The following is a 5,196-nucleotide window of genomic DNA, read 5'->3' on the forward strand; positions in this document are numbered from 1 at the left end:
GGATCAGATCTTGATTATCTGATATTTATTGAATTCAAAACCTTCTGACAGGGAAACCATATCCCAGGTGAGGATTTTCTTTGTCAGAGACTTACCTTCTCTGATGTAGGCTGTCCATTGCTTTTCAATACAGTACTATATGGTGACACCTCGGATGTCAATCATTCTGTAAAACTTTTTGACTGGTATCTAGGAACTATTTGCATCTTTATCAATAAAACCGCATAAAATATACTTACTCCAGCATTTTTAATGTCATTGGAGTAAGCATTTATGAGTTCAATTCCACTTCAGCTATCTAAAGAAGTTGAAACAAAAATTATCAATGAGCTAACAAACACCCGCAGTTCATCTTATCAGGTTGCATTCAGATACAAATTAAGACCTCAGACAATAAATCGTATTGGTATTCAATATATTGGTAAGAATAATTTTGAAAAAAGAGAACAACTCATAAACAGTGAACTTGATTCCCAGATCAGGTCACTTTCAGCTCAGGGCTATACCGGAGCTGAAATAGCAAAAGAGTTAGGTCTTTACTCCAGCACCTGTTACAAGATTATTGCAGGTAAGATTTCTCTGGTAGAACATTCCTCTGCACAGGATGATTCTGTAGAGATTGTTTCCCTGGATGATGACCACACTGAATCCCAGCTAAAACAGGTGCCAATGAACAGTGCAAAGGCCTTGCCTGCTGTTGATGAATCAAAAATAATCAGACCAGAGATACCAGCTGAAGATTCAAAATCACAAATAAGCGACCATTCCGCTTCAAAAGCTCCAGTTCTTAATGAACGCAAAGTTCTAAATCAATTGTCAAACACGGTGCGTCTGTACTTTAATGGCATAAGGATCAATTACAACACTGAGCTGAGTATTGAGAAGTCTGTTGCAGAACTACTAAAAAACATGCAGAGGTAAGGTATGTCTATATTATCTGCAACAGGAAGAATCGTAATGGTTTTATCTCCAATAAACGGCCGCTGGGGGATGCACAAACTCATGGCCAAACTCTCGACCAACGAATTCGGAATAAACTGGGATCCAACAAAAGAGATAACGCTGGTTACCTTTAATCGCAAGAGAACGCTCTGCAAGCTCTTACACGTGGATCAGACAGGTGTTGACTGTACCACAAGGATATTGAACCAGGGCCGATTTAAAATCATGCTGGATGAAAATCTGGTACCAAGGAGCTTAAATCGAGAACAGCTTGAGCGTCTGCTAACTGATGGCACTATCAGCGGAGAATATCAGCACGCTGTCAGCAAATTTCTATTAGAATCACATCTGTCTTAATTATTGTCAATATGTTTATAACTAGTTATTGATAGTTATAAACTATATACAACATTCCAAATCTACCCTTTTTATATTTTATATAATAATAGTGATTTTAATCATATTTATAACTATTAGATTATATGCAATTGTTACATAGTGATATAATCAAAAGAGCTTATAGTTTATGGAGATAATAATGGGATTAGTCTATGTCAGAAACAAAAAGACTGGTGTTACCTATGTGTATGAAAATCAGTCTTACTGGGATAAGGAATTGAAACAGCCCAGATCAATCCGTAAACTGATTGGCAAATTAGATCCGGATACCGGAAAATTTATTGAAACCAAGAAAAGAAAGATTACTGCTGATAGTGATCATAGTAAGGTTAACTATGAACATCTTTACAAAAAAGCACAAAACGAAATTACTAAAAAGAATGCCTTAATTACGGAGCTCAGAAATAAACTTAATGAAGCAAATTCAGAGCTGAGCTCTCTTAACAGGAGAATCAACAGGATCAGAGAAGAGCTCTGTTACTATCAAAAATAGGTAATAATTTTTTAGAACTGTTAAAATCAACTCAGATTTAACGGATCAGGATAATAATGGCAGATACGGTAGAAGAGTTAAAACGCCAGCTACAAATGGCGTTGGCTCAGAATGAAAAGCTTAAGCAGGAGAATTCTCAACTAAAGAAATCTCATGATCAGGATGTGTCCAACATGCAGGGGCGCATCAATACACTGCTTGCAGACAAACTCAGGAATGAAGACCGTATCGCCAAACTGACTTCGGACAATCAGAAGCTCACCATCCATAAGCATAATATGGAAACGGTTCATATCAATATCCTCAGAACTATAGAGGAAAACTCCATTGTTTATAACAGACTTTTAAAGAGAATCCCTTTTCCTGCAGTCGATGACTACATTGGCCTTGAGAATTACTACCAGAATATTGTAAGTACCTTAACTCGCTGCTATGCCACCTTACAGTATCATCAGACACGTTCTCTGGGGCTTGGAACCAGTGAGAAGACTCATGGCAGGAATGAAGAAGAGCCTGATGAGGATGATGCAAATGCAATTGCGGCAGGTAAAAAGGAATTGCAGTCTGAATGCGAAGTTACGGCAAGTACTCCTGATGATCACGATATCGAAGATGAGTTTACTGATGATACCTTAAATGAGGGAATAGAAGTCACCTCAAACAAGGCCCCTGTAGAAAAAGCAAAAGTACAGGCCACAAATACTCAGGCACAAGAGGTAACTTTAGATTTTCTGCGAGATGAGCTGACGAATAAGCATTCACAAGATACATTTGAACTATTAGAAAACAGTCATAAGCTTTTAGAAAAGACTTCTCTATCCTGCAGCAGAAGAGATGGTGAAGTACAGCATGACAGAGCCAGACAGAAACTGTACAGACTTGATGACAGCACCGAAATTGTAGGGATCATAAAATTACCTGATGGCTTTGAGCTGAAAATGAAATGTCCTCATTGCAGAAGCTTTCAGAAATTTCTCATCAAACAAAGTCCTGACCGCTACAATACCTGCGTAACACCTTGTAACGGACGCATGGAATTAAAGACCTTATTAAGTCCTGTGTATACAATTACCTGTCCAGAATGTGGTGATAGTTCACAGCTAAATTCTGCATGTATAACCAATTTTGAAATCATAGAAAAAATCCATAAGCAGGAAGAAAGAAAGGGACAGGGAAATCCCCAAAAAGAAGGAAGTACAGCTTTAGAGAAAAATAAAACTGCATTAGACTGCGCTCTATCAGAAGTCTGCGAGGGTGAAAGAAAGACAAAAGAAAGGACAATGTCACCTCTAAGACAGACAGAAAACACGGAGATGTCAGATGCAAGTGAACAGAAACAAAGACGAGCAGAATATAAGACTATTAAAAATGATACTTCTGCAGCCCACAGTTACTGTACTCTTAAGGATATTTTAATCAGAGACAGAAACGATAATGAGGTTATTTCCCCTGTACTCTTTAATTCTGAGGCTTTCTCTTTCTCCCCTCTGTTTCTGAAATCAAAAGCCTCCACAGGACTTATAGTTTCAATTGCCACATTCTTTAGTCAGCTGGGAATACCAAAGAATCGTGTTTACAATTTTTTCTATGGAAAAGGACTGCCTTTCTCCAGAGAACATATGATAGGTCTGCTCAATGGAACCGCCAGAGCATATTTCCATCCTATAGCAGAGGCCATAAGAGAAATAATCGTTAAGAACTCCGTCAGTGTCATTATGGATGAGTCGAGACTGCAAATCAGAGAAAATGCAAAAGGCTCAGCAGATAAAAGTAAAAAATCCTGGATTTGGGTTATAAATTCCGCGTTTGGCGCAAAGCACAAGGCAACTTATTACACAGCAACTCCTGGACGTAACAGTGATACTGTTGTGGATTTACTCAAAGATGCATCAAGCACACTGAAATATTTAACCTCAGATGGTTATGCTGGATACGCCAAGGCAAAGAAAGAACTTGAAAAGCTTGGAGTTAATATTAAAACCTCCAAATGCCTAGCACATGGCAGGCGTGAACTCTGGTACTATCTGAAAGATTCAGGACTGCTCGATATATATGAAAAATACCTGCTGCCAAAAGGTAGCAGTTTCTCCGATTTTAAAGAAAATCTCCAGAATTACCTAAGGGAACCAAAGGATAGAGTTCTACGTTCAAAAGAACGGGATTTACTGATTATTTTTTACCTGATCAACGCTCTGTTTGTGATTGATTCAAGCGTGATTTGTAAACATAACTTTGTATGCAATACCAGAGAGTTTAAAGCTGAACTTGGAGATGTAAGAGCTAAAGTTTCAAAAACAGTGGCCAATGCACTGTTTGATGCTGTAAAACTTTACATAATCAATCATCCTAAAGTTGTAAAGGCTCAATATTCAAAGGACGGAACAAAAGTTAGAATCCTGAGGAATAATAATGCGGAGGAGTCGAAAGCATTACTCTATCTATTTAAATTTGAATCAGAACTGAAGAGGTTTGTTGAAAGTCCTGAAATAGAATTAACATCCAATCGAAGTGAAAGAGCAGTCAAACTTGCAATTATGGCAAGAAAATCCTTTATGTTTCTTAACACGGTTGACTCAAGCCATGCCTTTACGGACTGCCTGACTATAACAGCCAACTGCCTGAATAATGGTATTCCGGTCTACGATTACATAATATGGCTTATTGCCAACATGAAATACCGCTTAAGCCTGCTGGATGAGCAGAATCCTGAAGACGATGCTTTCAAATTACCAGGAAGGAAAAAGTCTAAGGACGGTAGGTCTACATTGAATATGTATGATCCGGATAATAAGTGCTGCTATGACAAGATCGACATATCTGGATTAACTCCCTTCGACTACAAAGAACTTGTACTGTCTCATCTACAGTAGAATTCGCTTCTAAATAATGGAATCTAGCTGCTCCTGATTAAATGAGGAGCAGAATTTCCGACCAGTATCACAAATCTCCCAAAATAAAGAAAAATCTGCAGATAAAGCGAATTATAAGCATGCTGATTAACGATAAAGATTTAATATTTAAATCAAAGAGTTAGAAAAGATTTAAATTTACTTCATTTAAAAAGCTGTTAATAGTTCCGACTTACTTTGACTGGCGCCGTCCATTGCGGAACTTCAATCGTAACTCATTGTTAAATCAGGCATTGTCTGCCTGATTTTGATTTCTTTTCAGACAATAAAAATATATTGGAAGCTAATCCAATTATACCTTCAGACAGGAGCAGTTGCCCTAGGGCAGGATCACTTTTTGGCTATAGTTCGTCCTTATTCTGTAACTCATCCTTAATTACCTGGCCAGTGACTTTTCGGTTATTCTACCTATTAATGAAACTTCTATAATCATGAGTCGAGCTGTTTCTCTAT

The 5,196-nt window shown here is 37.8% G+C and carries 4 protein-coding genes; all 4 read left to right on the forward strand.

The window, feature by feature from the left end; genetic code table 11:
• Positions 1 to 273: 273 nt before the first annotated feature.
• The 4 genes from B5D46_RS11695 (at position 274) to B5D46_RS11710 (ending at position 4,704) form a co-directional block, all read left to right on the forward strand.
• Positions 274 to 921, forward strand: a complete 648-nt coding sequence (locus B5D46_RS11695; protein ID WP_078929604.1) for a hypothetical protein — start codon at positions 274 to 276, stop codon at positions 919 to 921.
• Between the two features lie 3 nt (positions 922 to 924).
• Positions 925 to 1,299: an IS66 family insertion sequence element accessory protein TnpB gene (tnpB, locus tag B5D46_RS11700; protein WP_078929605.1), complete on the forward strand. Its 375-nt coding sequence runs from the start codon at positions 925 to 927 to the stop codon at positions 1,297 to 1,299.
• A 181-nt stretch (positions 1,300 to 1,480) separates the two neighbouring features.
• Positions 1,481 to 1,834, forward strand: coding sequence for a hypothetical protein (locus tag B5D46_RS11705; protein WP_078929606.1), 354 nt, complete (start codon positions 1,481 to 1,483; stop codon positions 1,832 to 1,834).
• Positions 1,835 to 1,890: 56 nt separating this feature from the next.
• Entirely contained in the window at positions 1,891 to 4,704 is a 2,814-nt protein-coding gene (locus B5D46_RS11710; RefSeq protein ID WP_078929607.1) for an IS66 family transposase, read from the forward strand.
• Positions 4,705 to 5,196 lie beyond the last annotated feature (492 nt).

The sequence above is a fragment of the Succinivibrio dextrinosolvens DSM 3072 genome, assembly GCF_900167015.1.
GTDB classification, from domain to species: Bacteria; Pseudomonadota; Gammaproteobacteria; order Enterobacterales; family Succinivibrionaceae; genus Succinivibrio; species Succinivibrio dextrinosolvens.

Coding starts and splice junctions, on each gene's coding strand:
- B5D46_RS11695 (WP_078929604.1), top strand. CDS start 274: ATGAGTTCAATTCCACTTCAGCTATCTAAAGAAGTTGAAACAAAAATT.
- tnpB (WP_078929605.1), top strand. CDS start 925: ATGTCTATATTATCTGCAACAGGAAGAATCGTAATGGTTTTATCTCCA.
- B5D46_RS11705 (WP_078929606.1), top strand. CDS start 1,481: ATGGGATTAGTCTATGTCAGAAACAAAAAGACTGGTGTTACCTATGTG.
- B5D46_RS11710 (WP_078929607.1), top strand. CDS start 1,891: ATGGCAGATACGGTAGAAGAGTTAAAACGCCAGCTACAAATGGCGTTG.